The organism is Erwinia sp. Eh17-17, from assembly GCF_039675725.1.
Classification (GTDB): Bacteria; Pseudomonadota; Gammaproteobacteria; order Enterobacterales; family Enterobacteriaceae; genus Erwinia.
Genome location: NZ_JBDFQT010000011.1, coordinates 1 through 25,410 on the forward strand (window position 1 = coordinate 1; position 25,410 = coordinate 25,410).

The following is a 25,410-nucleotide window of genomic DNA, read 5'->3' on the forward strand; positions in this document are numbered from 1 at the left end:
TGAATCCCTGAATCCCTGAATCCCTGAATCCCTGAATCCCTGAATCCCTGAATCCCTGAATCCCTGAATCCCTGAATCCCTGAATCCCTGAATCCCTGAATCCCTGAATCCCTGAATCCCTGAATCCATGGGTTGACTGATTTAACAATCCAGTTATCAAGATGAATTAAGTAAGGGCTGAATGTGGAGGTAAAAACAGGAGCAGACATGCTGGCAGGGGAGGGGAGAAATCAGCCGGCACTGCCTCTTGTCCCATAACAGGAGGCAGTGTCCGGCTGACTTTGCCGGGGATTTAATCGCACAGTTCATTCCAGTAACTGAAGCGGATATACCGTTTCAGCGTAAAGAAAAAGATCAACTGCATATTGTCCTCCAGGGTTAACGGTGGGGCTCTGTCGTGAAGTGGTGGAACTACCATCTCGGTGATTTATGCTTCCTCAGCAGTGTTCATCACCAGCCTCAGGATGGCAGCAGGCCAGCGGATCGATGGCTAAAAGCCAGTCGGATAACGCAGGTATCACCGGTGACGACAGTAAGGGCACTGCACGGATTGATTCACAAGACGCTCCTTTTTTTGATGGAATCCCGTGACGTTATCATTCGCGCGAAAAGCAGACGAACGAGATAATCTGCTTAGTATTACCGCCGGACGGCATTACCCCTGCCAGACGTTTATCCTGGGAAGGCGGCAAGCAGGGCGTCAATGGCAAACCTGAGCCGCTTTGGCATGGCCGGGGTTTTCAGCCAGATGGCATAGACAGGCATCCCCCCGCTGCGCGAATCCGGCAGCAGCTCAACCAGTTTCTTTTTCCGAACATCTTCACTGACCAGCCAGCGTGGCAGCTGGGCAATGCCATACCCTGCGAGGGTAGCCGTGTAGACAGCGCTCATGGTGCTGAAGCGATAACGCTCATGCGGCTGCCAGTATGTCAGCGCTTGCTGCGGTGTCTTCAGCAGCCATGACTGCGAACGCCCCTGTTCCAGCAGCGTCAGGTGTGGGTAACCTGTCAGGTCAGCGATGCTGTTGGGAAAAGGCTGTGCTGCCAGCAGGGCAGGCGAGGCGCACAGCAGGAGCTGCTGTTCACCCAGTTGACGTGCCGTCAGGTCGGCATGCTGGCCTGGGTCGCCAATGCGTATTGCCAGATCCACTGCTTCTGCAGCAAGATCTATGCGCGTTGTGGAAAACTGCATGTCCAGCGCCAGAGCACTCCAGCGCTGTGTCAGGGGCAGCAGCACCGGCAGTACCCATTTTTCCCCGAACAGGGGAGGGGCGCTGACCCGAAGTCGTCCTGTGGGTTCCCGTGCATGTTGTGCAACACGATTTTCCGCCTCATCCAGACTGGCAAGTATCTGCAGGCAGTCCTGGTAAAAGCGCTGGCCTTCGCTGGTAAGTGACAGTGAGCGCGTGGTGCGCTGAAACAGTGTTACCTTCAGGCGGGTCTCCAGACGGGCAACGGCTTTCCCCACCGTTGAGCGTGACTGGCCCAGCTGCACTGCTGCCGCGCTGAACCCACCTGCCTCTGCTGCCTGAACGAAGGCGCGAATACTGTTGAGTCTGTCGCTGCTGATCATCTTCGCGCTCCATTGGCGATATATATTCGCCAGTATGACGAAGATATGGCGTAAATAAAGACAGTAAATCGTGTCAGGCTGAGGGTATTCAGATTTAGGGAAAACGTAGGACATGCCAAACCCGCCAGCGTTATACAGACTTCAGGCCGGTATCTGTCTGGCCAGCTTTTTAGGTTGTATTGATTTCACCATCGTCAACACCGCCCTGCCCGCACTACAGAGACAGTTTGCCGTAGGGATTGACGCGGTACAGTGGGCTATGACGCTTTTTGTCATGGCTCTCTGCTGCTGCATGGCCGTCACTGCTCGTCTGGCGGAATCTTACGGGCAGCGCCAGGTGCTGTATGCCGGCATGCTCATTTTTGGCCTCGCTTCAATGGGGGCCGGGCTGTCAACGCAGCTGTGGTTGTTAAACTTTTTCCGCCTGCTTCAGGGGACGGGCTGCGCTGTTCTGTATACCGCGACCGCTGCCATTCTGGTGGATGCGATGCCGGAGTCACGCCGGGGCAGGGCGCTTGGTCTGCTGTTCGCGGCTAACGGTATCGGGCTGGCGCTCGGTCCTGTCGCCGGAGGATGGCTGGTGAGTCAGTTTGGCTGGCGATCGATATTCATGCTTAACGTGCCGCTGATATTGCTCAGTTTCATCCTCTGCCGGGGCAATATTCCGGCGGCTGCCCCACGCGGCCGTCAACGGCTGGATTATCCCGGCTGGCTGCTGATGGTCTGCGGGCTGGTGCCGTTGCTGTTGTGGTCAAGCTATGTAGCGCAGTGGGGCTGGCTGAGCCTGTCCTCACTGGGAATGCTGGGGGTCGCCATCCTGTTCCTGCGGTTTTTTGTGCGCGTGGAGCGGCGTACGCGGCTGCCGCTGATTGATTTTAGCGTGCTGGGTGAAAGGGCCTTTCGCCACGCCTGCGGATTATCGGTCCTGCTGGCTGTTTTTTACTGTGCGGCCTTTATGCTGATGCCGTTCCGTCTGACGGAGCTTTATTCGCTGAGCGCTGCGCAGCTCGGAATGATGCTGCTGCCGGTGACGCTGGTGATGGCGGTAGTCTCTCCGCTGGCGGGTCGGCTGAGCGATCGTTCGGGGCCCTGGCGCGTAATGGCCTGCGGATTTATCCTGCTGGCGGTCTCGGCGCTGTTACAGAGTACGCTCAGCAGTTCGTTTTCGCCTGGCCGGATAGTGATGGCTGGCGTGCTGATGGGGGCCGGATGGGGAGCAATTCTCGGACCTTCTGTGGCCGCCGCGCTGGGGGGATTACCGTCGTCGCAGCATGGGCAGGGGATCGGGATAGCCTGGACGCTGCACAACCTGGGCGGCGCGCTGGGACTGGCAGTCGCAACGCGGGTTTATCAGGCTGGAGGTGCGGTAAACGGTTATCAGTGGGTGATGTGGCTACTGGCGCTGTTGTCAGGACTGGGGGTTGTAATAGCGGCAACCTCCGCACGCAGCGCCAGCCAGAAACGGGCTGACGCTGGAGGATAGTTATCCGGTCACCGTTTTTGCGGCAAAACGCTTGCGCAGCTTTTGCAGCTTGGGGGGGATAACGGCCAGGCAGTAACGATTCTCCTGGCCTTCACCGGCCCAGTAGTCCTGATGGTAGTCTTCCGCCGGATACCAGGTGGCGTCAGCTTCAATGGTAGTGACCACCGGGTCGGCATATTCACTCTGTGCACGGGCTATTGCAGCCTGCGCTTCAGCAAGCTGCTGTGGGCTGGCAGGGAAAATAGCAGAGCGGTATTGTGTGCCAACGTCGTTACCCTGGCGGTTAAGCTGGGTTGGATCGTGCGTGGCAAAGCTGATATCCAGCAGGTCGCCGTAGCTGATTATTTGTGGATCGAAGGCAATACGGATCGCTTCCGCGTGCCCGGTGTCACCGTTACACACCTGCTTATAGGTGGGGTTATCCGTATGACCACCGATATAACCGCTCTCCAGTGACTGTACGCCGTTAATCTGTTTGAAAACGGCTTCGGTACACCAGAAGCAGCCTCCGGCGAGGGTTGCATATTCTGTCGCCATCTTTCACTCCTCATGGGATGCCAGCTGTCTGGCCGTTGATAGGGTTAATAACCTTAGCGCGTTACGTCGTCAGGTCAATGCGTTTTTAATCCGCACCGGCCAGTGACTGCTGTTCTGTCACAGGGCCAGACCCGCAGGCTACTTTATAAAAAGATACCTGCGTCTCAATACTTTCTTAGTTTATTTCAGTCTGAGCTATAACCGTTGGTTATTGGCTGGCAGCGTTCTAAGTGAAGAAAATAGGCATAATTTATAACGTATTGATTTACGTCAATACCTTATTAAAAAAGGTGTCTTTTGAACATTTCGCTTACCGCAAAGCTGGCCCGCACCATTCTCAGTATCAACCCCGGTGAGGATGAGCGCCGCCGTGCCCGCGACGGAGTGACGGATTATTTTGCCTGTCTGTTTCCTGTACTTCACGGCAGCGTACTGGACAGCGGGCTGGACGCGGTATTTCGCGTCTATCCGGCTGAACATTTGGTGGAAAACCTCGCCTTACAGCTCGGCTATATGAGCCACTCTCTGGATTTTGATGATTATCATGCAACTTTCCGCGGCCACCCGACAACAGTGGTGCTCTCCACGCTTCTGGCTCTGAGTAAAGATTGCAGCACCGTCAGCGCGGAGTCATTGCTGGATGCCTATATCGTCGGGGTGGAGCTTGCTGGCCGTCTGGGAAAAGCCATCGGTACCCGTCATTACTCTGCCGGTTTTCACAGCACCGCCACGCTGGGCACTATTGCTGCTGCAGGTGCTGCCTGTCGCCTGCTGGGGCTCAGCGCAGCCGAAACACAGATGGCGATTGGGCTGGCGACCACCCAGGCATCCGGATTGCGTAGCCAGTTTGGTTCAGCGGCAAAGCCGTTACATTCGGGCCTGGCTGCCCGCTGTGCCGTTAGCAGCGTGCTGCTGGCACAGGCAGGCTTTCGCGGCCAGAGCAGCGGTGTGCTGGAAAGCTTCCTGCAGGCCTTTGGCTTTGGGGTGGAGCAGCCGCCGTCGCTGCTGATCGGCTGGGGCCAGCCGTGGCGGATCGCTGAGCCTGGCCTGGAATTTAAACGTTATCCGACCTGCGGCGGGACGCACAGTGCGGCAGAAGCGGCATTTTTCCTGCGTGAGCAGATGCTGAGCGCCGGGCATCACGTTATCCAGGACGCGATTGAGCGTATTGACGTCAGTTTCCCTCCGGGAGCTGACACCGCAGCGAATATTGTCGCGCCTGAGAATGGCGTTGAGGCACGCTTCAGTCTGGAGTATGTAATTGCGGATGCCCTGATAAACGGCAGCGTGGCGCTGGAAAACTACAGTGAAGCCGCAGTGAAACCGGTGATTGCCGCCCTGGCCGCACGGGTCACCCGGCAGCCCGATCCGGCTGCCCCGGCTGACGAACTCGACCCGGACAGGCGTTTTCATCGCGTCACGCTGTGGCTGCATGATGGCAACACCCTGAGCCACTGCATCACACGCCGTGAGACCGCGGCCGCCTTCACCGACGTGCAGGCAAAATTGCAGCGCAGTCTGGCGACACTGCCCGCTGCGCAGGCGCAAAATCTCCTCCGCGATGCCCGTCTGCCGGATACCGCCGCGCTGCACCGTCTTATTTTTCTGATTAGCCAATAACAAAAAGGATTATCCATGTCTGTGCAAAAAACGTCGTCACGTCAGCTGCGCCTCGGCCTGTTTGTTCAGGCGCTGGGCCACCACGTCGGCGGCTGGCGCGCTGAGGGCGCGCAGGGTTCTCCCACCGACGTTGACTGGTTCACCTGGATCGCCAGAAAAGGGGAGGAAGGGAAGTTTGACATGTTCTTCGTCGGCGATGCACTGGCAACCAGCGTACACCGTCTGCCATCCACCATGTCGCGCCTGGAGCCGCTGACGCTGCTGTCAGCTCTGGCCGTGCAAACGAAACATATCGGCCTGGCGGCGACCGCCTCCACCACCTTTGACCAGCCTTTCCACCTGGCGCGCGCACTCTCATCCGTGGATCACATCAGCCGTGGTCGTGGGGCCTGGAATGTGGTGACCTCGTTCTCTGCTGACGCGGCACGCAACTTCAGCCGTGAAGATTTGCCGTCACATGCGGAGCGTTACGACGTGGCGCGTGAATTCCTCGATGTCACTTTCAAGCTGTGGAACGGCTGGGAAGAGAACGCTATCGTGCGTGAAAAAGAGACCGGTCGTTACTCTGATGAAGCGAAAATTCACGCCGCGAACCACAAAGGGAAATATTTCCAGGTACAGGGTCCGCTCAACATCGCCCGCTCCCCTCAGGGACGCCCGGTGATTATTGAAGCCGGTTCTTCCCCGGCAGGGCAGAAGCTAGCGGCAGAAACCGCAGAGGTGGTGTTTACCGCCGCCGCGTCGCTGGAAGAGGGCCAGGCGTTTTACCGCAGCCAGAAACAGTTCGTACGCGACGCCGGACGTCATCCCGATCACCTGCTGATCCTGCCGGGAGTGATGCCGATTGTGGGCCGCACCCGCGCCGAGGCAAGGGAAACCTGGAACCAGCTGAATGAGCTGGTGGATATCGATAACGGCATTGAGCAACTGTCGGCGCGCTTTGGCGTCGATATGACCGCGTATCCGCTGGATGGCCCGGTACCAGAAATTGGTGGCACCGAAGGCGGCCAGAGCCGCGTGAAACTGCTGACCGACCTGGCAGCGCGCGAGAATCTGACTCTGCGTCAGCTGGCTGCCGTGGCCGCGGGCTCACGCGGTCACCGCGTCATTGTCGGTACAGCCGACGATATCGCTGACGACTTCCAGCAGTGGCTGGAACAGGAAGCAGCCGATGGTTTCAACATCATGCCTGCCGTTCTGCCCAACCAGTTGGAGCTGTTTGTTGAACTGGTGGTACCTGAACTGCAGCGCCGCGGTCTGTTCCGTACCGACTATCAGTACCGCACCCTGCGTGAAAATCTGGGGCTGCCGTCTGTTGATGAAAATTTTGCCGCCGTCCCTGCACTGGCGACTGAGAAGGAATAATCGATGAAATTCTCTGCCCTGACCGCTGTTATTCTGGCCATGGTGCCGCTTTCTTCTGCCCTGGCTGCCGATCGGGACGTGGCGTTTGCCAGCAGCGTTAAACCGCAGGCGGACGCAACGCTGCACGCTACGCTGCCAGAAGATATCCTGAAAAAAGGTTATATCGTGGCGGGTACTAACCCGAACACGCCGCCAACCACCTTTTATCAGGCGGATAATAAAACCCTGGCCGGACGCGAGATTGATATTGTCAGCGCCGTCGCCGATCGTCTGGGAATTGCGGTACGCTGGCGTGATACCGGCGGCTTTGACAACATCATTCCGGGCCTGAAATCCGGTCGTTACGATCTGGCAGCATCGAATATTGACGCCAATAAAAAACGTCTGCAGCAGGTGGATTTTGTCGGTTACTACAATGCTTCAAAGCTGGCGCTGATTTCTCGTAAAGATTCCGGGCTGGGGCCGTTTAACACCTTTGCCGATCTGTGCGGAAAAACGGTAGGCGCAGGCGCGGGCACCTCGCAGATCACCCGTCTGCAAACCGCCAGCGACGCCTGCATTGCCGCTAAAAAAGCGGCTATTACGATCCCGGTATTCCCGGATCGTCCGGCGGGCGTTCAGGCAGTGATGAGCGGTCGCGTTCCGATGTTCTTCGGGCCGTATGAAGGCCTGCGCTATCAGGCCAGCCAGGTGAAAGCGCTGGCGCTGGCGGGTGAAATCACCATTGAAGACACCATCGTTTCGATTGCCCTGCCGAAAGGTTCGCCGCTGGAAAAACCGGTCCAGGCGGCACTGAACTCTTTGATCCAGGATGGGACGTATCAGCAGATCCTTGATAAATGGGAAATCGGCTTTGGCGCGGTGAAAACTGCCGGTCTGAATGAAGAGATCGCGAAATGAGTATCAGGCCTGACGACCCCAGCGGCGGGCTACGTATTGTCGGGCATCGTCATTACGGGCGCTGGTTCAGCGCTCTGATCGTGCTGTTGCTGTTGGTGCTGATGGGCTCGTCTGTCGTGAGCAATCCGCGCTTCGAATGGGATGTGGTGGCGCAGAATCTGACCGAAGCTTCGATCCTCAACGGCGTGATGATGACGCTTAAACTCACGGCGATCTCCGTGCTGTTCGGCTTTGCTGGTGGGACGCTGCTGGCGCTGATGCGTCTGTCTGCCAATCCGGTGCTGGTGGGGGTGAGCTGGGCTTACACCTGGTTTTTCCGCGCGGTGCCAATGTTGGTGCAGCTGTTTCTCTGGTACAACATTGCCGCGCTGTATCCTAAGCTGTCGCTCTCTTTGCCGTATTGGGGGGAAATATGGAGTGCCAGCACTAACGAAATTATCAGCCCGTTCAGCGCGGCGGTAATTGCGCTGGTGATGCATCAGTCTGCCTATGCGGCGGAAATTATCCGCGCTGGGATCCAGAGTGTAAATCCGGGACAGCTGGAAGCGGCCAAAGCGCTGGGCTATCGTCCCGGTCAGATATTTCGTCAGACCGTGCTGCCGCAGGCGATGCGCACTATTTTGCCGCCGGCCGGGAATGAGGTGATCGGTCAGTTGAAAACTACGGCCGTCGTCTCGGTGATTGCTCTGCAGGACGTGCTTTATTCGGCACAGATTATTTATCAGCGCACTTACGAGGTGATCCCGCTGCTGCTGGTGGCCACCGCCTGGTATCTGCTGATGACGTCGGTACTTTCAGTGGGCCAGCACTATGTGGAAGTATGGTTCAGCCGCGGCAATATGCCGGTGAAAAAACGCTGGTTCCGTCGGGCGGTAGAACAACAGGAGCATCAGTCATGAGTGAGCCGATCAGCCTGCGCGGCATTCGCAAGCAGTTCTCCGGCCGCACGGTGTTGCAGGATATCAATATGGATATCGCCGCCGGATCGGTGACGGTGATCCTCGGCCCTTCAGGGTCGGGGAAGTCCACGCTGCTGCGCTGCATTAACCATCTGGAAAAACTCGATGCCGGTACCATTCACGTCGGGGAGTCGCTGGTGGGTTACCGGCGTAAAGGGCAGCACCTGGTGGAGCTGCCGGAAAAAAGGGTTGCTGAGCAGCGTCAGCGCATAGGCATGGTTTTCCAGCAGTTTAATCTGTTTCCGCACCGCACCGTGCTGCAAAATATTACCGACGCTCCGCTGCGTATTCGCCGTGAAAAACGGGCTGTGGTGGAGGCGCGAGCGCTGAAACTGCTGGAGCAGGTGGGGCTGGCACACCGTGCGCAGGCCTGGCCGCGAGAGCTATCGGGTGGTCAGCAGCAGCGCGTGGCGATTGCCCGTGCACTGGCAATGGAGCCGGAGGTGATGCTGTTTGATGAACCGACCTCTGCGCTGGATCCTGAACTGGTGGGAGAAGTGTTACAGGTGATGAAACAGCTGGCGCATTCGGGGATCACGATGGTGGTAGTGACGCATGAAATCGGCTTTGCCCGCGAAGTGGCCGACAACATCGTGTTCATGGATAACGGTCGGGTAGTGGAGAGCGGCGATGCGCGCACCCTGCTTGATAGTCCGCAGCATCCGCGCCTGCGCGAGTTCCTTGCCAGCGTGCTTTAAGGGAGCCTGCCTCGTGACGGGGCAGGCCTGGTTTAATTTCATCAATTCAATAACCCCGCCCCGACGTTAACCGACAGTCCCAGGATCGCCAGATTAAACACGAAAGAGATCACCGACTGCAGCAGTGCAATCCGGCGCATATCGGTAGTGCCGGTCGCCACGTCGGCGGTTTGCGCAGCCACGGCAATGGTGAAAGAGAAATAAAGAAAATCCCAGTATCCCGGCTCATCAGGCTTTTCGGGGAAGATCATCGGTATCACGTCTTTTGTCCGGTGCAGATAGTGGTGATGCGCATAGTGCATGGCAAAAGAGGTGGGGAGTAGCGCCCATGACACAATCAGCGTGCTGGCCGTGAGCAACATATGCAACACGCGCGGCGTTCCGCTGAGATCCTTCAGTGTGCCCAGCTCCATCAGGATGGCCAGAATACTGATCAGGCAGCTTAACGTAACCAGACTCAGCACCAGCGTAGCACTCTCATCCTGTGTTCTGGCGATGTGTGGAATATCTTTGGCCTCCGTGCGCAGCATCAGAAACCACAGGAATAACAGATACAGCATGGCCAGCACGTTCCAGCCGATGAGCATCCGCTGCAACAGGCCCAGGTGTGCGGGCAGGGCAAAGAAACACAGGAGTCCGGCTGTCACTGACGCCAGCAGCCTGAGGCGGGTACGTAAGTGAACATTGAGCAAAAGGCGCATGGCGTCAGAGGCTTATAGAAAGAAAACGGGTAGTTTAACTGTAGACGCTGCTGGTATAAAAAACGCGATATTCCGTTTAGTTATAAAACATCTCATTTCAGTCGTTTCCAATAATTCCCGGTCTGATTACTATCGTTTGGCAATTAGTGCTACCAATAATCTTCTAACAATAATCAGTTTAATTAATCAGCGGGTTTCGCTGATCTGACGGCAGAAAACAGGCATCAGATGATAGTTTTGCGCAATGTTTCTAAAATTTTTAACGCTAAATCAGGCCCGGTAACCGCCGTTGATAATGTCAGCCTGCGGGTTGAGCAGGGGCAGATTTACGGCATCATCGGCTACAGCGGAGCGGGAAAGAGCACGCTTATCCGTCTTCTGAACGGCCTGGAAAAACCGACGTCCGGCAGCGTGATGGTCGCCGGGCAGGACATAGCCCAGGCCAGCGGTGAAGCTCTGCGCCAGGCGCGACTGAAAATCAGTATGGTATTCCAGCATTTCAATCTGCTCTGGTCGCGCACCGTCAGCGAGAATATTGCCTTTTCCCTGCAGATAGCCGGTGCGCCCAAAGCCGCAATCCAGCGCCGGGTTCAGGAGCTGATAACGCTGGTTGGCCTGAGCGGTAAAGAGCAGGTTTATCCTGCGCAGCTGAGTGGCGGACAGAAGCAGCGTGTGGGTATTGCGCGCGCGCTGGCCAACAGCCCGGATGTGCTGCTGTGCGACGAAGCGACGTCGGCGCTCGACCCACAGACCACCGACGCCATTCTTGATTTGCTGCTGGATATCAACCGTCAGCTCGGACTGACCATCGTGCTGATCACTCATGAAATGCACGTGGTGCGTAAAATCTGTCACCACGTGGCGGTAATGGAAGACGGTAAAATTGTTGAAGAGGGTGAGGTCCTGTCGGTCTTCACTCATCCGCAGCAGCCGATAACCCGTACGTTTGTGAAACAAACCGCCGGGTACACCAGTTCAGAGACGCCATTTAATGCAGATCTGGTCAACGCGGGTCAGGGCGCGGTAGTGAAGCTGACTTTTATCGGTGACAGCACTCAACAGCCAATCGTCGGTGAGCTGACGCTGAAATATGCCCTACCGTTCAATATTCTGCATGGAAAAATGACCCAGACTACGCACGGCACCTTTGGTGAACTGTGGCTGCAGGTGCCGGCTTCGCCCGCCCAGCTGGCGAATATTCTGGATGATTTACACGCGTATGCTGTTACCACTGAGGTCGTAAGCCATGTTTGAAAATCTGTTTCCGCATTTGAAACTGGATCAGCTCTGGGCCGCTACCGGTGAAACGCTGTATATGACCGCTCTGTCCGGCGTGGCGACGTTTGTCTTCGGCATAGTACTCGGACTGGCGCTGTTTCTGACCGCCCGCGGTGGGCTGTTCCAGAACCGCGCCATTTATTCCGTGATTTCCGTGCTGGTGAACGTGTTCCGCTCGATCCCGTTCATCATTTTAATCGTCCTGCTGATCCCGTTCACCAAAACACTGATCGGCACTATTCTCGGCGCTGATGCCGCCCTGCCTGCGTTGATTGTCGGCGCCGCGCCGTTCTATGCGCGGCTGGTAGAAATTGGCCTGCGTGAAGTCGATAAAGGGGTGATTGAAGCCTCCCGTTCGATGGGGGCGCGACTCAGTACCCTTATTTTCCGCGTCCTGCTGCCGGAATCCTCCCCTGCGCTGGTGTCGGGGATCACGGTGACCCTGATCGCACTGGTCAGCTACAGCGCGATGGCCGGAGTCATTGGTGCCGGGGGACTCGGCAATCTGGCCTATTTGGAAGGTTTTCAACGTAACCACGGCGATGTCACGCTGGTGGCGACGATCATGATTCTGGTGATTGTATTTATCATCCAGTTCTTAGGTGATGTGCTCACGGCACGGCTCGATAAACGTTAACTCTTTAGGAATAAAAATGAAAAAAACACTGACGCTGCTGGCTGCGGCTACTCTGGGTGCGCTGAGTCTCAGCGCATGGGCCGGTACTCTGACGGTGGGCGCTTCCAACGTGCCGCACGCTGAAATTCTGGAGCAGGCGAAGCCGATACTGGCGAAGCAGGGTATCGACCTGGAAATCAAACCGTTCCAGGACTATATCCTGCCGAACACTGCGCTGGCCAGCCGCGATATTGATGCCAACTACTTCCAGCACATCCCTTACCTTAACAGCGTGCTGAAAGATCACGCCGGAGATAAAACCTACGATTTCGTCAGCGCGGGCGCGATCCATATTGAACCGATTGGCATTTATTCCAAGAAATACAAATCACTGAAAGACCTGCCGCAGAACGGCAAAGTGATCATGCGTGATGCGGTGGCCGAAGAGGGGCGTATCCTGTCTATTTTTGAGAAAGAGGGCGTGATCAAACTGAAGCCGGGTGTCAGCAAAATTGATGCACGTATCAGTGACATTGTTGAAAACCCAAAGCACCTGAAATTCCTCGCCAATGTTGAAGGTGCGCTGTTGCCGCAGATGTATAACAACGACGAAGGTGATGCCGTGGTGATTAACGCTAACTACGCGATTGACGCAGGTCTTGATCCGGTAAAAGGGCCGATTGCCGTTGAAAGCGGTGAAAATAACCCGTATGCCAACATCATCACCGTACACCGTGGTGATGAGAACAAGCCTGATGTCAAAGCGCTGGTCACCGTGCTGCATTCGAAAGCTATTCAGGACTGGATCCGCACTAAATACAAAGGGGCTGTGATCCCGGTAAACAACTGATTTTCTCAAGGCCGGGGAACCGGCCTTCTCTTCCTCCGCGTATTACCTGCTAACCTTATAATTTTTAGGCATTCGTTTCCCTTATTCTGCAGCGATACACTGTCCGTGTGTAACCTTTCACCCGGAGCGATGATGATATCGGTTAGTGGATTAAATAAGACCTTCCAGAGTTATCAGGCACTTAATGATATTCACTTCAGCGTCAGTCGCGGCGAGGTGGTGTCGATAATTGGACCTTCAGGTTCCGGAAAATCGACGCTGTTACGCAGCCTGAATCTGCTGGTTAAACCCGACAGCGGGCAGCTGACGATTGGCGATATCACCGTGGATACCCGCCGCATAACTCACCGTGAGACCACGCGCTTTCGCCGCCAAAGTGCGATGGTGTTTCAGCATTACAATCTGTTCCGCAACAAGACCGCCCTGGAGAATATTACAGAGGTGCTGATCTACGGCCGTGGAATTTCGCCTCAGGATGCGCGGGAACAGGCAATGGCGTTGCTGACCAGTGTTGGGCTGGCGCACAAGGCGACGGCTTACCCGGTAACGCTCTCCGGGGGCCAGCAGCAGCGCGTCGGCATTGCGCGGGCGTTAAGTCTGGAACCTGAGGTATTACTGCTGGACGAACCTACTTCCTCCCTCGACCCGGAATTACGCCACGATATTCTTAACCTGATTGGCGACCTTGCCGGGCGTGATCTCACCATGCTGATTGTCACCCATGAGATGCATTTCGCGCGTGATATCTCCAGCCGTTTGTTCTTTATGGATCAGGGGCAGATTATTGAACAGGGGCCACCCGCAGAGCTGTTTGATGTGGCGATCGCCAGCCGCGCCGGGCGTTTTCTTCAACATGTTGCCTGAGCCTGGCGGGGGCGTTACTGATGAATTTTGACGTTGGCTACATGCTGGGGATTATTCCCCAGATCCTGCATTACCTGCCGGTGACGCTCGCCATCTCGCTGTGCTCCATTGTGCTGGCCACCCTGCAGGGTCTGGCTGTGGCGCTGTTGCTGCGAACGGCGCGCCCGCTGGCGGCATTTGCTCATCTGTATATCTCCTTTTTTCGCGGTACGCCGGTACTGGTACAGCTGTTGATCATCTACTTTGGTCTGCCGCAGGTGTTTCCGCTGATGAACAATCTCAGCGCCATCCATGCGGTGATTCTGGGTCTGAGCTTCAACAGCGCGGCCTATCTGGCTGAAGTGTTTCGCGCGGCCATTGACTCCGTGGACAACGGGCAGTGGGAGGCCTCGCTGGCGTCTGGACTCGGGCGTTTTCAGGCCACCCGGCGTATCGTCCTGCCACAGGCGTGCCGCAATGCGATACCGGGGGCGGGCAATATCTGGATCGGATTAATTAAAAACTCCTCTCTCGCTTTCACACTCGGCGTCAGCGAGCTGCTGGCGGGTGGTAAGCTTATCGCCACCGAATCGCTGAAGTTTTTCGAAGCCTATTTCGCCGTCGGGCTGGTCTACTGGGTGCTTACCATTGTGCTGAGTGAATTACAGCGGCAGCTTGAACGCCATATCGGCAAACCCTATCGGATCTGAACTCCCGGAAATAATGACATGAAATGGAAAAAAATCGTGCTGCTGGGCTGCGCCGCCGTGATGCTGAGTGCCTGTGATAAACCCTCTGAATCAGCAGCGGAGCCGCCCGTATTACGTGTGGGCGCAACACCTGACGGCTATCCACACTATTTTATACAGAACGGAAAAGTGGAGGGCTTTAGCGCTGAAATTCTGCAGGCAGTGGCCGAAAAAATTCACTACCGGATTGAATGGGTAACGTCAGACTGGGTCGGCGTACTGGGGTCGCTGGAAACCGGTAAGGTGGATACGGTCGGTAACTTTGCGGACACGCCGGAACGGCGGAAAAAATATGATTTCAGCGTACCCTATTACACCTCGTCTGCGGCGCTGGCGGTGAGCGAAAACAACACCACGATTCATGGTCTCAGTGATATGAAAGGTAAAACCGTGGCGGCGGAGCTGGGTTCCAACTATGCGAAGGTCCTGAAAGCATTTGACCCACAGAACCAGATTAAGCTGGTAACGTTTGAAGGTATGGACGTGATTGTCAGCAGCGTGGCACAGGGGAAAGTGGATGCATTTGTCTCTGGCCAGGTGATCCTGCTGGGGCAGATTAAGCATAAGCACCTGCCGCTGAAAGTGGTGGGGGAACCCTTTGGCGAGAAACTGGTGGCGCTGCCGTTCCGCAAAGACGCGCGGGGGGAAGCGCTAAGGATGAAGGTAGACCGTGCTCTCAGCGAACTGCGTACCGATGGCACGCTGAAAAAGATCTCTGAGAAATGGTTCGGACAGGATCTCAGTATCATTCACCCGGTGGTAACCGCAGCGGCACGGTAGCGCGTGAAGTCAGACCGGAGGAAGGGAAGGGGGTCACCCTTCCGTATTTAACAGCCCAGTCGGCTGAGCACCGGCCACTGCAACATCAGCGTATCAATCAGGGCATCCAGCTCAGCGCGCGTGGCGCCTTCGCGAGCGCGTACCGACATTCCCTGCAACAGACAGCAAAGATAGGTTGCCAGCGTATCAATACGGGTGCGGGCGTCTAACTCGCCTGCCGCCTGACGCGCTTCAAGAAATGCCCGTAAATGCTGTTCCTGGTTGCTGTGGCGGTTGCGCAGCATCTCGGCTACCTCAGCGGAGTCTGCTGACAGGGTGCTGGAGGTACAGATTAAGAAACAGCCGCCCGGCTTTTCACCGTCGGTAAAACACGCTGCGGTGGAGCGAAAATAGTTCTCTACGCCGCTGGCGACGCACATTTCCGGACATGCCAGTGCGGCTTCACTCTTGCTGGCAAATTTTTCCGTGTAGCGATCGACCGCGGCGCGGAACATTCCTTCTTTATTGGTAAATTCCGCGTACAGCGTTGGCGCTTTTGCTCCGGTGGCCTCAACCAGATCTGCCAGAGAAGTGCCTTCATAACCGTGACGCCAGAATAACTCCAGCGCTTTATCCAGCGCGGATTCTCGGTCAAAAGTCTTTGGCCTGCCCCGGCTTTTACGGGTGCCTGCGTCCTGCTCAGTATTCATCAATCCTCACTTATGCAATTCCGCCCGGTCATTTAATTATCAATCAGTATAAAAACAATGAACCCGACTGTCGAGCGGCGTTTTCAGGCGTTGTGACGTGGGGCGTAAAAGAAAAAATATAATTTTATTTGAAATAAATTCAATGTGTTAATTAATAAATTATCGATCATTAATAAATCATTGTTGACGTGAATCAATAACAGGATTAGCATTTACCTATCGATCGTTAATTAATAACGACGGCAATATCTGATAACCGAATTCAACTGAGAGTAAAATCATGAAAACCATTAAAATGACCCTGGCCGCTATCGCTCTGACTTCCGTTTCTTTCGCTGGTTTTGCCGCCGAACTGGTGAATGCTGAACCAGCTCAGCAACAGCAGATTGGTGTGATTTCCGCCAGTGGTGCTTCAAACCTGTCTTCACTGGAATCCCAGCTGTCGGCGAAAGCCGAACAGGCGGGTGCAAAATCATTCCGCATCACCTCTGCATTGGGTGACAATAAACTGAACGGCACCGCGGTGATTTACCAGTAATAGCGATGACCAAGCATGAGCATCAAGGGGGAAAAATGAAACTGACTTATACAGCCCTTGTTGCCGTCATCCTGAGCACGATGTCTGGTGCCAGCCTGGCAGCACTTCCCGAAGGGCATACGAATACGGTTCCGCCGTCAGTGACAACCAGCTATGTGACTGGCAGTACCACGCTGGTTTCGCTGGACGTCCAGTTATCGGGAACGCCTGCAGCGCCAGCGGTCAGACCGCTGGCGCTGTCCACGGTCTCCGGTGCTAACAGCCTGTATGGCACCACGATCAGCTATCACTAGAAACGTGTTTCTGAAGAACCGCCGCTCATCCGGCGGTTTTTTTATGCCAAAAATTCAGACCGGGTTACGCATTACCGTCGTTTTTTGTGAGGCATACTTTTGCACATTTGTCGCTGAGCCTCGTCGTTAAAAAATAATTTAAGCATTAAAAATGAAGCAGCTTGTGCCGGAAGTGATGAAGATGAGCGGCGTAGCGAAATCAGCCGCTACGGTTTTGGCAGGCGATCCGCAGGCCGGCATGGCGGTGGTGGGAGGCAGCATTTATCCGTTCACCACCAACTGGGAGATGATCTCCGGTCGGTTCGTCAAACACTACATGACACAGAGAATATCCGTTCTTGACAGGAGTCTTTATGAGCGAGGTCGCAATTCTACCGGCGGTTAACGCGTTTTTACAGCGCGAGCACGGTCACTATATCAACGGTATCAGCCACCCCGGTCAGGGTGAGTTACGCCCGGTGGTTAATCCCGCCACGGCGCAGCAAATTGCCCAGGTGCACGATGGCGGTGATGAAGAGGTGCAGGCGGCGATGGCCGCTGCCCGACAGGCCTTTACCGGCTGGGCGTCAATGCCGACTCTGTCGCGAGGTGCGCTGTTGCTGAAACTGGCTGATGCGCTGGAGCAGCATCGAGAAGAGCTGGCGCAGCTGGAAACGCTGTGTTCAGGCAAGCTTATCACGCTGTCACGAGGTCTGGAGCTGGATCAGTCGGTGGCTTATCTGCGTTACTTTGCCGGATGGGCCGGGAAAATAACGGGGGAGACGCCCGAACTGTCGCTGCCTTCTTTTCATGGGGAAAAATATCGCGGGTTTACGACGCGTGAGCCTTTAGGCGTAGTGGTCGGTATTATTCCATGGAACTTCTCAATCATGATTGCCGTCTGGAAAATGGCGGCGGCACTGGTCTGCGGCTGTACCGTGGTCTTGAAACCGAGCGAGTTTACCCCGTTCACCATGCTGCGGGTCGCGCAGCTGGCGGGTGAGGTCGGCTTCCCACCCGGAGTGATCAACGTGATTAATGGTAATGGCGGCCTGCTCGGACCGCTGCTGATTAATCATCCTGACTGTGCAAAAGTTACCTTTACCGGTTCAGTGCCGACCGGCAGGGCGGTGGGTAGTGCCGCCAGTGCGCTGGCAAAACCCGTCACGCTGGAGCTGGGCGGAAAAAATGCGGCCCTTTTCCTAAACGATATGTCCACAGAGGAGATTGTCGCGGGTATCATCGAGGCTGGTTATGTCAATCAGGGCCAGATTTGCGCTGCGGCTGAGCGCTTTTATCTACCGGCGGAAAAGTTCGATCGTGTGCTGGAGGTTCTGTGCCAGCGGCTGTCATCGCTTCAGCCCGGCTCGCCGCTGGATGAGCAGTGTCAGCTGGGTCCACTCGCCAACAGAGCGCATCTTGAAAAGGTAAGCAAGCTGGTGGACCAAGCACGCAGTGAAGGAGACGAGGTCCTCTGCGGCGGCGGTTCCCCGGATCTGCCGGGTTATTATTATTTGCCCACCGTGCTGAAAGTGCGCAGCGCCGACTCCACGCTGATGCAGCAGGAAACCTTTGGCCCGGTAGGCTCGTTTCTTGCCTATCAGGATGAAGAGCAGGCGTTAAAGCAGGTCAATGATTCCCCGTTTGGTCTTGCTGCCAGCGTCTGGACCCACGATTTATCCAAAGCCCTGCGCTACAGCGAGCAGATTAAGGCAGGGACTGTCTGGGTCAATATGCATACCTTCCTCGATCCGGCGCTTCCGTTCGGCGGCATCAAAGGCTCCGGCAACGGGCGCGAGTTTGGCAGCGCCTTTATTCAGGATTACACGCGCCTGAAGTCGGTTATGGTGCGCTACTGAGTTAACGGGCGAGGGCATCCTCGCCCGCTTCAGTTCCCCCCCCCTCACTGCCGAAAGCAATCAGACCGGCGATCAGTTCCGTCCGGCTTCTGGCGGCTACGGAGCGTCGGTGCGATAGCGCTGTTGTGCAGGATCAAAACCGTAGTCGACCGTGATATCGGCTTTCTGGCTATAACAGTTGAGCATCACGCGCTGACCTGGGGCCAGTGTTTCGATATTCTGGTAGATGGCCGTCATGTAAAAACCGAATTCGCACTGGTGCAACTGTGGGTCAAGGGTTTGATCGACGTGACCGGTTTTTTTGTTCACCACGCTGACGCGGCCAATGGCGATACCGTCCGGGCCGGTCTGATAGTGGCCAATAAAGCTGTGGCTGGCGGTCTGTCCCCAGAACGGGATATCAACGCCGTCACCGCTGATTTTTCCCTCAGCAGTATTGTTCATAGATGCGGTGTGCCGGAGTGTGACCGGGTAACGTCTGGCCCCCTGCTGCCAGTGCCCACGCAAATCCTCTCCTTCACGCGTCAGGCTGAAAGGGCAGGCGCGGGTATCAAACCCTTGCTTTGTCCCCTCGACCAGCGCGCTATCGTACTCGGCCGGGGTGTGGACTTCGCACAGCTCGAAGGAGGTAGCGGTTCGCTTACCGTATAACGGGATAGGGGCGCGATGCTTGTCGTAGTAGTAACTGCCCTTGATATTTAACCCGCTGCCATAGCTGTCATATTCTTGCAGAGAAAGATGTACCGGCAGAGTGCCGAGCGTTCCCGCGTAGTTATCCACCACATACCATCCGGCGTGGGCACGGGTGACAAAAAGTAACGCGGTGAGCGTCAGAATGGATTTTATTTTCATGATTTCAGGGGCCTTCCCGATGGCTGACGCTGAGGTGGTGTTGCGTCCGGGGTGCTTTTACTGCCCCCGGCGACGATAGCACGCAGGCTACTGAAAAGTGCCTGCGATAGCCAGAAACGTCTGTTCCTGAGTCTGCTTTTCCACGCTTAAATAGCAACATAGTTATAGTGATTTGCAGCTAACCGACGCACACCGCTGGCGATGACAGACCGCTTTCTGCTGGAGGGCAGGCCGCAGGGAAAAGGGCTGGTCTACTTTAAACGGCATTTTCACGCCCTGCCTCACCGGGCGGATACCGGCATTTAACATACCTCTTTCAGCAGGCGGGTCATCGCCTGCAAATTATTCGAACCGGTCCCTTTGCGCCACACCAGCCAGATCGCAATCTGCCCCATGCCTTCACTCAGCGGCCAGGCGCGTACGTTGTCGCGTCCGGGCATATTCTCCAGCATGCTGCGGGGGATCAGCGCTAACCCGGCCCCGGCGCTGACACAGGCCAGAATACCGTGATAGGACTCCATCTCAAAAATTTTGCCCGGTGCGGCATTCTCGCGTGAGAACCAGTTTTCGAACAGTCGACGGTAGGAACAGTTAGCGCGGAAAGCATAAATGGTTGAACCGGAGATGCTGGCGGCATCGGGAACGGGAGGATGATTCAGCGCGGAGATCAATACCATCTCTTCGTCAACGACCGGGACGCCCTCCAGCTGCTGATGTTTTGGCGGGCCGTCGATAAACGCGGCGCTGTACTGCCCGCTCAGTACGCCGTCGATCATATCGCCGGAAGGGCCGGTGGACAGGTCCAGCTCAACCTGCGGCCAGCTCTGATGGTAGCGTGCAATCAGCGGCGGCAGGCGGACAGCGGCAAAGCTTTCAATTGCGCCGAGGGTGAACACTCCGCCCGGCTGCTGGCCTGAGACGCTCTGGCGTGCTTCCTCTGCCAGCGCAAGAATACGCCGGGTATAATCGAGAAAAGTTCTGCCGCTGTCGGTGATATGCAGGCGCAGCTTCTCTCGCCGGAACAGCGAACATTCAAGCTCTTCCTCCAGCTGTTTCAGCCGGGTTGAGATATTGGACGGTACACGATGCAGCTTTTCGGCCGCGGCCGTGACGCTACCCTCTTCTGCAATGGCGCGAAAAACTTCCAGCTGAGTGAGATCCATATCATTCTCGTGGTGAGTAAATAATTTTCTTTATTATTCATTTTCAAAGAATAAACCACAAGCCTATGATGGTTTCCATTGTGAACAACTAAGGTGGTCATCATGACAAACATTTCTTCTGCGGTAGCCGTTTCACGTAACCCCACGACGGGCGAGGTCATTGCCCGCTATCCTTTTGCCAGCAGTGCAGACGTCAGTGAGGCGCTGGCACAGACTCATACGGCATTTCAGGCATGGCGCAGCAGCGCCATGAGCCAACGCGTCACGCAGTTACACCACATCGCTGCGGGGTTGCGCCAGCAGGCACAGGCACTGGCAGAGATGATGACCCGCGAGATGGGGAAACCCGTTGACCAGGGGCTGGCTGAAGTCGAGAAAAGTGCCAAACTGTGCGAGTGGTATGGCGAGCATGGGCCGGCCTTTCTTGAGCGTGAACCGACGCTGGTGGAGGGCAACAAAGCTTTTGTCGACTATCTGCCACTGGGACCGGTGCTGTCAGTGATGCCGTGGAACTTCCCGGTCTGGCAGGTACTGCGCGGTGCCATTCCCATCATGCTGGCGGGGAACAGCTATCTGCTGAAACCTGCACCAAACGTCATGGGCTGCGCGCTGTTGCTACAGGAGATCCTTACGGCAGCGGGCGTTCCTCAGGGGCTGTTTGCCGTCGTCAATGCGGATAATGACGGCGTGGCGCAGGCGATTAACGATAAGCGTATTGCCGCCGTTACCGTGACCGGCAGTGTGCGCGCCGGTGGGGCGATTGCGGCGCTGTCCGGAGCCGCGATTAAAAAATGTGTGCTGGAGCTGGGCGGCTCCGATGCGTTTATCGTGCTGGCCGATGCGGATATTGATGCGGCCGTGAAGGGCGCTATTGCCGGGCGTTTTATGAATAACGGCCAGCTCTGCATCTCCGCCAAACGCATTATTGTGGAGGCCGCCGTCTTTGAGCAGTTCAGCGAGAAGTTTGTCAGTGCCGTGAAAGCGATGAAGATCGGCGACCCGCGCGAGTCCGGTACCTGGATTGGCCCGATGGCGCGTTACGACCTGCGCGACGAGCTGGATGCACAGGTGCAGGCCACGCTGAAAGAGGGAGCCACGCTGCTGGTGGGCGGGCATGTTCTGCCGGGAGAGGGTAACTACTACGCGCCAACGGTGCTCAGCGATGTCAAACCTGGCATGACCAGCTTTGTGCAGGAGCTGTTTGGTCCGGTAGCGTCACTGATTGTGGCGGACGATGCTGACCATGCGGTGTCAATGGCCAATGATTCCGAGTTTGGCCTCGGCGGCAGCCTGTGGAGCCGCGATGTCGCCAGAGCCCGGCAGCTGGCATCGCGGATTGAAACCGGCGGTGTGTTTATCAACTCTCCGAGTTTCTCCGACCCACGCGTGCCAATCGGTGGCGTGAAAAAAAGCGGCTTTGGTCGCGAGCTGTCACACTTCGGCCTGCGTGAGTTTACCAACGCGCAGACGGTGTGGACTGAGTCCTGATCGTCAGATGTGTGGGTAGTGACGGCGGAGCCAGCGCTCCAGACCTTCAGGAATAAGCGGCCGTGAGTAATAAAAACCCTGGATTTCATCGCAGCCCAGACGCTGCAGTGACGCCAGGGTTTTTTGATCCTCCACGCCTTCGGCCAGCACCACATAATGCAGTTCTTTAAGCATGGTGATGACATGGCGGGCGATGACTTCACTGGCCGGGTCATGTGAGAGCTGCTGGATCAGTGAACGGTCCAGTTTGATCACATCCACCGGAATGCGGCAAAGGGTATTGATATTGCTGTATCCGGAGCCAAAATCATCCAGCGCAATGCGGAAGCCGCGCAGCTTCAGCTTATCCAGCCCGCGCCGGGCATCGGCATTCTCCAGTACCTGCTCGTTCTCCAGACATTCAATACACAGGTCGCCGGGGTTTAATCCGGCGCTGAGTATTTTCGCTTCCAGCTTATCGGCAAAATCGGTTCGCGAAAAATCGCTGACGCACAGGTTCACCGACGCCGGCAGGTTAAGGCCCCGGCTGCGCCACTGGCGCAGCTGTGCCAGGGTATTATCGATCACCCAGTCGGTCAGCTCTTCCATCAGGCTGGTTTGTGCTACCAGCGGAATAAATTCATCCGGGGGAATATTGCCAAACAGCGGATGATCCCAGCGCAGCAGCGCCTCCAACCCGACGGGCTTACCGTGGCGCAGGGACATCTGTGGCTGATAAACCAGGTACAGGCCCGGTGCACCGCGCACCGCCGCCGCCAGATCGTGCAGCAGCCGGAAATTCTGGCTTCTGCGGCCGTCGCTCTCGGCATTATAGGCCATGTAATTTTGTTTCAGGCTGATGGCCTCATGCAGCGCGCTGACGGCACGCCGTAATACCTCCGTTACCTGAGACTCTGCCGGAATGAAGTTCACCTCCCCAACGTGGGGTTTCGCATCAATGGTAATGTTGTCGAAGAGATGGGCGCGTATCTCACCCAGCCGCTCGCTCAGTTCATGCCCCCCGGCACGATCCTGACTGTTGCTCAGCAGCGCAAAGCGGCCGACGGCGACGGTATACAGGACGTCATCGTCCTGCAGCCGCAGACGCGTGCGCAGAATAGTGGTCAGTTCCTGCAGCAAGGTTTCCACGGCGTTCATGCCGACTGAACGGGCAATCTCATAGGCGCGCGGCATATCGATGCAGTCGATCAGCGTCAGGTGGTGGCATTCCCGGTTACCGGCCTGCTGCAACAGTTCAATATCTTTTAACAGGCGCTGGCGGTTAGGTAACCGGGTGACCACGTCCTGATAACCGGCTATATACCAGGCGTCAAGATAGCCAATAACCAAGCCGGCCAGCAGCTCCAGCAGCAGCACCTGTTCCTGAGAAAATGTCTGAGGCTGGACGTCAGTGACGCACAGGGTGCCGATGGTAATACCGTCGCGGTTGCGTAGCGGCGCACCAACATAAAAACGGATAAAAGGTTCACCGAGTGTCAGTGGATGCTGGCTGAAACGCGCATCCAGATGGGTGTCCTGGCAGACCAGCACTTTTCCCAGCTCCAGCGTGTGGCGGCAAAACGCATGCTGAAGTGACGTCTGTTTCAGATCAAAATTACACGAGGCCTTAATAAACTGATGCTCATCATCGAGAACAGAGACAAAGCTGCCGGGGATGCCCAGCAGTTCGCTGGTCAGTTGGGTAAATTTTTGTAGAATCTCATCACGATCTGCATCATCAGCCTTCAGCATTTCCAGTGCTGCCAGGCGTTTTGCTTCATCGCTACAGAAAGTGCCGCTCATATTCAGTTTCTTATTTTCAGGTTCAACGGCCGTAAAGCGGGGCCAGGCTAGGATCGGTATCGGCGCCGCCCGGCGAAACTTGATTGATTACGTCATGAAATTAGTTCATCAGGAAAAAAGGTAGAAAGGGGGTAGGCGTTCCATTTAACATAACAGTGCTTGCCCGCACCCCCTGAGAGGTCCTCAGCGCGATTCTACCGCGCCCGGGCCGTTTCCGGCACTTTTCCACGACTCAAACCCTGAAAAGCGCCCCTGATGATTTCTGCGCGCCTGCATGGCTATGCACGCAGGTGAATAGCAGAGAGTTTCGGGCGTATGTTGTCACTAAGCGGGGATTTCCGGCACAAAACTCATCGGATAACGGTGAACGGGCGCGCAGTTTACTGTGCGGCCGTGAGGCGTTGGCCAAGCCGCCAGGCGCGGCAGTCTACTTGCTGACGCTGTTCTATCCTGCGTTCGTGGGGTCCGCTTGGAAAAGGGAAAATATCCTACGCCAAGGCTATTTATTAACCAGTAAGGTGTCTGCAACTACGTTAATTGCAGCTGCTGTGGTGTTTCTGCGTCCGAAACCGAACGTTTTCGTACATCATCTAAAAACAGCCATGATAGTCCGCTGTGTGCCAGAAGCGGACGTTGAAAAATGAAGATGGAAATAACCTTCTTCCGCTATGTCCTTATTTCTAAAGTCTGGCTGCTGCTTTCAAAGTAGCCTGCCGCCTCTTTTCAATAAATGGCGCAGCCTGTTCCTGTGCTTTTTTTAGCTGTTCCTCAGATGCTGTACGGGGTGAGCCACAGGTAAAGGGAGGTGCGGGGTCGTATTCCATATGCAGCTGAATATTCTGAGCGATATCACTACCGTACATTTCTGACACGACGTTGAGAGCAAAATCTATACCTGAAGTCACACCTGCGCCAGTTATACGGTTGCGGTCACGAACTACGCGCTCACTTACTGGCTCTGCACCTAACAAAGCTAGCTGATCCAGAGAAGCCCAGTGTGTAGTTGCTTTGTATCCCCTCAGAAGCCCTGCTGCGCCCAAAACAAGCGACCCAGTGCATACCGAAGTCACAAGCTTTGCTTGTTTACTTTGAGTACGGATAAACGAAAGAACTTCTTCGTCCTCCATCAGGTTTATCTGCCCTGGACCACCCGGAACACAAATTACATCCAGTTCGGGACATGCGTTGAATGTGGTTGTTGGCTGTATAGCCATACCACGATCAGAAAACACGAGGTCCAGGTTTTTCCAGATGAGGTGAACCTTGGTGTGTGGTGCTCTTACGAAAACTTCATAAGGGCCGGTAAGATCAAGCTGAGTAAGAGCCGGAAACAGGAGCAGCCCGATGGATGTGCATGAAGAATTGCTCATAAAAAACCCCTTTAACTTAAAAGGATATACTGTCTTTTCCTTCAGCAAAGGCAACCATTTGTTTAGCGAATAGAAGTGCGCCTAATGAAGACCATGCTTGATCCAGCTGTATTTCAGTAGCGTTAAAAAATTTATTACCAGCCCGAACCAAAATGACTAATGGTAAAACGTCCGCTCCTCGCTCAGAGCTGCCTGTCATGTCTGCTTAAGAAACGGCCTTAACGTAGGATATTTTCCGTTTTCCAAGCGGACCCCTTCGTCAAAGGGCGAAAGAAAATTTCGACGCGTCGAAATTTATCAGGGTGTCGGGCGTAGCCTGACCAGGAGGATTTGGCGTGCCGGCGGTACTCCAAAGACACATCTTGTCCCGCTGTTTTGTCATTGGGGTTCGAAGGCCAACCGTGCGAAAAACCACGTTAAGGAACTAACAGTTTGAAATATCGAGA

Annotated in this window: 25 protein-coding genes; 17 read left to right on the top strand and 8 right to left on the bottom strand. The window is 55.8% G+C overall.

Going from position 1 to position 25,410, the window contains the following annotated elements; all coding sequences use genetic code 11:
- Window positions 1-672: 672 nt before the first annotated feature.
- Window positions 673-1,572 (bottom strand): LysR family transcriptional regulator, encoded by a 900-nt coding sequence (locus ABEH87_RS19610; RefSeq protein ID WP_346578837.1) that lies wholly within the window; start codon window positions 1,570-1,572, stop codon window positions 673-675.
- 112 nt (window positions 1,573-1,684) lie between these two features.
- On the opposite strand from ABEH87_RS19610, the gene ABEH87_RS19615 reads away from it, so the two are divergent.
- Complete coding sequence (locus tag ABEH87_RS19615) at window positions 1,685-3,055, top strand: MFS transporter (RefSeq protein WP_346578839.1); 1,371 nt, start codon at window positions 1,685-1,687, stop codon at window positions 3,053-3,055.
- On the opposite strand, the gene msrA is transcribed toward ABEH87_RS19615, so the two are convergent.
- Window positions 3,056-3,592, bottom strand: coding sequence for a peptide-methionine (S)-S-oxide reductase MsrA (gene msrA / locus ABEH87_RS19620; RefSeq protein WP_346578841.1), 537 nt, complete (start codon window positions 3,590-3,592; stop codon window positions 3,056-3,058).
- A 297-nt stretch (window positions 3,593-3,889) separates the two neighbouring features.
- On the opposite strand from msrA, the gene ABEH87_RS19625 reads away from it, so the two are divergent.
- From ABEH87_RS19625 to ABEH87_RS19645, 5 genes are read left to right on the top strand one after another with little or no spacing between them, the layout of a single operon-like run.
- The gene (locus tag ABEH87_RS19625; protein ID WP_346578843.1) at window positions 3,890-5,212 is read left to right on the top strand and encodes an MmgE/PrpD family protein; all 1,323 of its coding nucleotides are present in this window, start codon (window positions 3,890-3,892) and stop codon (window positions 5,210-5,212) included.
- Window positions 5,213-5,227: 15 nt separating this feature from the next.
- Window positions 5,228-6,577 (top strand): LLM class flavin-dependent oxidoreductase, encoded by a 1,350-nt coding sequence (locus ABEH87_RS19630; protein WP_346578845.1) that lies wholly within the window; start codon window positions 5,228-5,230, stop codon window positions 6,575-6,577.
- 3 nt (window positions 6,578-6,580) lie between these two features.
- Window positions 6,581-7,477: an ABC transporter substrate-binding protein gene (locus ABEH87_RS19635; RefSeq protein WP_346578847.1), complete on the top strand. Its 897-nt coding sequence runs from the start codon at window positions 6,581-6,583 to the stop codon at window positions 7,475-7,477.
- Window positions 7,474-8,376 (top strand): amino acid ABC transporter permease, encoded by a 903-nt coding sequence (locus ABEH87_RS19640; protein WP_346578849.1) that lies wholly within the window; start codon window positions 7,474-7,476, stop codon window positions 8,374-8,376. The genes ABEH87_RS19635 and ABEH87_RS19640 overlap by 4 nt, the downstream gene beginning before the upstream one ends.
- Complete coding sequence (locus tag ABEH87_RS19645; RefSeq protein ID WP_346578851.1) at window positions 8,373-9,134, top strand: amino acid ABC transporter ATP-binding protein; 762 nt, start codon at window positions 8,373-8,375, stop codon at window positions 9,132-9,134. The genes ABEH87_RS19640 and ABEH87_RS19645 overlap by 4 nt, the downstream gene beginning before the upstream one ends.
- A gap of 41 nt (window positions 9,135-9,175) precedes the next feature.
- On the opposite strand, the gene ABEH87_RS19650 is transcribed toward ABEH87_RS19645, so the two are convergent.
- Complete coding sequence (locus ABEH87_RS19650) at window positions 9,176-9,835, bottom strand: DUF1345 domain-containing protein (RefSeq protein ID WP_346578853.1); 660 nt, start codon at window positions 9,833-9,835, stop codon at window positions 9,176-9,178.
- A gap of 228 nt (window positions 9,836-10,063) precedes the next feature.
- On the opposite strand from ABEH87_RS19650, the gene ABEH87_RS19655 reads away from it, so the two are divergent.
- From ABEH87_RS19655 to ABEH87_RS19680, 6 genes are all read left to right on the top strand, one after another.
- Window positions 10,064-11,089 carry an ATP-binding cassette domain-containing protein gene (locus ABEH87_RS19655; RefSeq protein ID WP_346578854.1) on the top strand — a complete coding sequence of 342 codons (1,026 nt, stop codon included), beginning with the start codon at window positions 10,064-10,066 and terminating at the stop codon, window positions 11,087-11,089.
- Window positions 11,082-11,750 carry a methionine ABC transporter permease gene (locus tag ABEH87_RS19660; RefSeq protein WP_346578856.1) on the top strand — a complete coding sequence of 223 codons (669 nt, stop codon included), beginning with the start codon at window positions 11,082-11,084 and terminating at the stop codon, window positions 11,748-11,750. Before ABEH87_RS19655 ends, ABEH87_RS19660 begins: the two co-directional genes overlap by 8 nt.
- Before the next feature lie 16 nt (window positions 11,751-11,766).
- Complete coding sequence (locus ABEH87_RS19665; RefSeq protein WP_346578858.1) at window positions 11,767-12,579, top strand: MetQ/NlpA family ABC transporter substrate-binding protein; 813 nt, start codon at window positions 11,767-11,769, stop codon at window positions 12,577-12,579.
- Window positions 12,580-12,711: 132 nt separating this feature from the next.
- A complete protein-coding gene (locus tag ABEH87_RS19670; RefSeq protein ID WP_346578989.1) occupies window positions 12,712-13,443 on the top strand; it encodes an amino acid ABC transporter ATP-binding protein in 732 nt (243 codons plus the stop codon).
- A gap of 20 nt (window positions 13,444-13,463) precedes the next feature.
- Window positions 13,464-14,132, top strand: a complete 669-nt coding sequence (locus tag ABEH87_RS19675; protein ID WP_346578860.1) for an amino acid ABC transporter permease — start codon at window positions 13,464-13,466, stop codon at window positions 14,130-14,132.
- 18 nt (window positions 14,133-14,150) lie between these two features.
- Window positions 14,151-14,951 carry an amino acid ABC transporter substrate-binding protein gene (locus tag ABEH87_RS19680; RefSeq protein WP_346578862.1) on the top strand — a complete coding sequence of 267 codons (801 nt, stop codon included), beginning with the start codon at window positions 14,151-14,153 and terminating at the stop codon, window positions 14,949-14,951.
- A gap of 47 nt (window positions 14,952-14,998) precedes the next feature.
- Here ABEH87_RS19680 and ABEH87_RS19685 read toward each other — a convergent pair whose 3' ends face one another.
- Window positions 14,999-15,640: a TetR/AcrR family transcriptional regulator gene (locus tag ABEH87_RS19685; RefSeq protein ID WP_346578864.1), complete on the bottom strand. Its 642-nt coding sequence runs from the start codon at window positions 15,638-15,640 to the stop codon at window positions 14,999-15,001.
- 280 nt (window positions 15,641-15,920) lie between these two features.
- On the opposite strand from ABEH87_RS19685, the gene ABEH87_RS19690 reads away from it, so the two are divergent.
- The 4 genes from ABEH87_RS19690 (at window position 15,921) to ABEH87_RS19705 (ending at window position 18,309) form a co-directional block, all read left to right on the top strand.
- On the top strand, window positions 15,921-16,178 hold the full coding sequence (locus ABEH87_RS19690; RefSeq protein ID WP_346578866.1) for a YdgH/BhsA/McbA-like domain containing protein: 258 nt from the start codon (window positions 15,921-15,923) through the stop codon (window positions 16,176-16,178).
- Between the two features lie 35 nt (window positions 16,179-16,213).
- On the top strand, window positions 16,214-16,471 hold the full coding sequence (locus ABEH87_RS19695; protein ID WP_346578868.1) for a hypothetical protein: 258 nt from the start codon (window positions 16,214-16,216) through the stop codon (window positions 16,469-16,471).
- Between the two features lie 151 nt (window positions 16,472-16,622).
- Entirely contained in the window at window positions 16,623-16,856 is a 234-nt protein-coding gene (locus tag ABEH87_RS19700) for a hypothetical protein (RefSeq protein ID WP_346578870.1), read from the top strand.
- Entirely contained in the window at window positions 16,825-18,309 is a 1,485-nt protein-coding gene (locus ABEH87_RS19705) for an aldehyde dehydrogenase family protein (RefSeq protein WP_346578871.1), read from the top strand. Before ABEH87_RS19700 ends, ABEH87_RS19705 begins: the two co-directional genes overlap by 32 nt.
- Window positions 18,310-18,405: 96 nt before the next feature.
- On the opposite strand, the gene ABEH87_RS19710 is transcribed toward ABEH87_RS19705, so the two are convergent.
- On the bottom strand, window positions 18,406-19,161 hold the full coding sequence (locus tag ABEH87_RS19710) for a hypothetical protein (RefSeq protein WP_346578873.1): 756 nt from the start codon (window positions 19,159-19,161) through the stop codon (window positions 18,406-18,408).
- Between the two features lie 302 nt (window positions 19,162-19,463).
- The gene (locus ABEH87_RS19715; protein WP_346578875.1) at window positions 19,464-20,324 is read right to left on the bottom strand and encodes a LysR substrate-binding domain-containing protein; all 861 of its coding nucleotides are present in this window, start codon (window positions 20,322-20,324) and stop codon (window positions 19,464-19,466) included.
- Between the two features lie 102 nt (window positions 20,325-20,426).
- Between ABEH87_RS19715 and ABEH87_RS19720 the strand changes: the two genes are divergently transcribed.
- Complete coding sequence (locus ABEH87_RS19720) at window positions 20,427-21,812, top strand: NAD-dependent succinate-semialdehyde dehydrogenase (protein WP_346578877.1); 1,386 nt, start codon at window positions 20,427-20,429, stop codon at window positions 21,810-21,812.
- A 3-nt stretch (window positions 21,813-21,815) separates the two neighbouring features.
- On the opposite strand, the gene ABEH87_RS19725 is transcribed toward ABEH87_RS19720, so the two are convergent.
- The gene (locus ABEH87_RS19725) at window positions 21,816-23,594 is read right to left on the bottom strand and encodes an EAL domain-containing protein (RefSeq protein WP_346578878.1); all 1,779 of its coding nucleotides are present in this window, start codon (window positions 23,592-23,594) and stop codon (window positions 21,816-21,818) included.
- Window positions 23,595-24,274: 680 nt separating this feature from the next.
- Window positions 24,275-24,964 (bottom strand): DJ-1/PfpI family protein, encoded by a 690-nt coding sequence (locus tag ABEH87_RS19730; RefSeq protein ID WP_346578880.1) that lies wholly within the window; start codon window positions 24,962-24,964, stop codon window positions 24,275-24,277.
- Between the last annotated feature and the right edge of the window lie 446 nt (window positions 24,965-25,410).

Coding starts and splice junctions, on each gene's coding strand:
- ABEH87_RS19610 (WP_346578837.1), bottom strand. CDS start 1,572: ATGATCAGCAGCGACAGACTCAACAGTATTCGCGCCTTCGTTCAGGCA.
- ABEH87_RS19615 (WP_346578839.1), top strand. CDS start 1,685: ATGCCAAACCCGCCAGCGTTATACAGACTTCAGGCCGGTATCTGTCTG.
- msrA (WP_346578841.1), bottom strand. CDS start 3,592: ATGGCGACAGAATATGCAACCCTCGCCGGAGGCTGCTTCTGGTGTACC.
- ABEH87_RS19630 (WP_346578845.1), top strand. CDS start 5,228: ATGTCTGTGCAAAAAACGTCGTCACGTCAGCTGCGCCTCGGCCTGTTT.
- ABEH87_RS19635 (WP_346578847.1), top strand. CDS start 6,581: ATGAAATTCTCTGCCCTGACCGCTGTTATTCTGGCCATGGTGCCGCTT.
- ABEH87_RS19640 (WP_346578849.1), top strand. CDS start 7,474: ATGAGTATCAGGCCTGACGACCCCAGCGGCGGGCTACGTATTGTCGGG.
- ABEH87_RS19645 (WP_346578851.1), top strand. CDS start 8,373: ATGAGTGAGCCGATCAGCCTGCGCGGCATTCGCAAGCAGTTCTCCGGC.
- ABEH87_RS19650 (WP_346578853.1), bottom strand. CDS start 9,835: ATGCGCCTTTTGCTCAATGTTCACTTACGTACCCGCCTCAGGCTGCTG.
- ABEH87_RS19655 (WP_346578854.1), top strand. CDS start 10,064: ATGATAGTTTTGCGCAATGTTTCTAAAATTTTTAACGCTAAATCAGGC.
- ABEH87_RS19660 (WP_346578856.1), top strand. CDS start 11,082: ATGTTTGAAAATCTGTTTCCGCATTTGAAACTGGATCAGCTCTGGGCC.
- ABEH87_RS19665 (WP_346578858.1), top strand. CDS start 11,767: ATGAAAAAAACACTGACGCTGCTGGCTGCGGCTACTCTGGGTGCGCTG.
- ABEH87_RS19670 (WP_346578989.1), top strand. CDS start 12,712: ATGATATCGGTTAGTGGATTAAATAAGACCTTCCAGAGTTATCAGGCA.
- ABEH87_RS19675 (WP_346578860.1), top strand. CDS start 13,464: ATGAATTTTGACGTTGGCTACATGCTGGGGATTATTCCCCAGATCCTG.
- ABEH87_RS19680 (WP_346578862.1), top strand. CDS start 14,151: ATGAAATGGAAAAAAATCGTGCTGCTGGGCTGCGCCGCCGTGATGCTG.
- ABEH87_RS19685 (WP_346578864.1), bottom strand. CDS start 15,640: ATGAATACTGAGCAGGACGCAGGCACCCGTAAAAGCCGGGGCAGGCCA.
- ABEH87_RS19690 (WP_346578866.1), top strand. CDS start 15,921: ATGAAAACCATTAAAATGACCCTGGCCGCTATCGCTCTGACTTCCGTT.
- ABEH87_RS19695 (WP_346578868.1), top strand. CDS start 16,214: ATGAAACTGACTTATACAGCCCTTGTTGCCGTCATCCTGAGCACGATG.
- ABEH87_RS19700 (WP_346578870.1), top strand. CDS start 16,623: ATGAAGCAGCTTGTGCCGGAAGTGATGAAGATGAGCGGCGTAGCGAAA.
- ABEH87_RS19705 (WP_346578871.1), top strand. CDS start 16,825: ATGAGCGAGGTCGCAATTCTACCGGCGGTTAACGCGTTTTTACAGCGC.
- ABEH87_RS19710 (WP_346578873.1), bottom strand. CDS start 19,161: ATGAAAATAAAATCCATTCTGACGCTCACCGCGTTACTTTTTGTCACC.
- ABEH87_RS19715 (WP_346578875.1), bottom strand. CDS start 20,324: ATGGATCTCACTCAGCTGGAAGTTTTTCGCGCCATTGCAGAAGAGGGT.
- ABEH87_RS19720 (WP_346578877.1), top strand. CDS start 20,427: ATGACAAACATTTCTTCTGCGGTAGCCGTTTCACGTAACCCCACGACG.
- ABEH87_RS19725 (WP_346578878.1), bottom strand. CDS start 23,594: ATGAGCGGCACTTTCTGTAGCGATGAAGCAAAACGCCTGGCAGCACTG.
- ABEH87_RS19730 (WP_346578880.1), bottom strand. CDS start 24,964: ATGAGCAATTCTTCATGCACATCCATCGGGCTGCTCCTGTTTCCGGCT.